The 430-nt window shown below is 61.9% G+C and carries 1 pseudogene; it reads left to right on the top strand.

Annotated features, from left to right (window positions below):
• Positions 1-388: pseudogene (locus KJQ96_RS38775) on the top strand (hypothetical protein); the annotation flags it as partial.
• Positions 389-430: the final 42 nt, after the last annotated feature.

Here is a 430-nt window from a genome sequence, read left to right as displayed (position 1 = left end):
TAGAGCACCCCCTCGCGAATCAGGTGCTCAGAAAGGAATCACAAGTGATTCTTTCAATTCTAGATTTCGCCGATCAGCGGATCAGCCCGAGTGGTCAACGTTATGGGTAATTGAAAGCATGGGAAAGGGGCGTCGCGAGCGAGTCCTGCCGCTCTGGAAAGAAACGGCGGCCGCGGTGAAGGCTTGGCTCAGAGTGCGTCCGGCCAGCGCTGCTCCTGAGCTGTTCCTCAGCGCACGAGCGCAAGCCATGACGCGCTCGGGCTTCGAGTACATCCTCGCCAAGCATGTCGCCACAGCCTCGCGCGCTGCGCCGACGATCGCCGGCAAGGGGGTCAGCCCGCATGTCCTGGCATACCTGCGCGATGCACACCCTGCAAGCAACCCGTGACGTGCGGAAGGTCTCGCTCTGGCTCGGACACGCCAACCTGCA

Source organism: Bradyrhizobium sp. sGM-13 (assembly GCF_018398875.1).
Classification (GTDB): Bacteria; Pseudomonadota; Alphaproteobacteria; order Rhizobiales; family Xanthobacteraceae; genus Bradyrhizobium.
The sequence above is the reverse complement of the archived record's forward strand: the minus strand, read 5'-3'. Positions and strand labels throughout refer to the sequence as shown.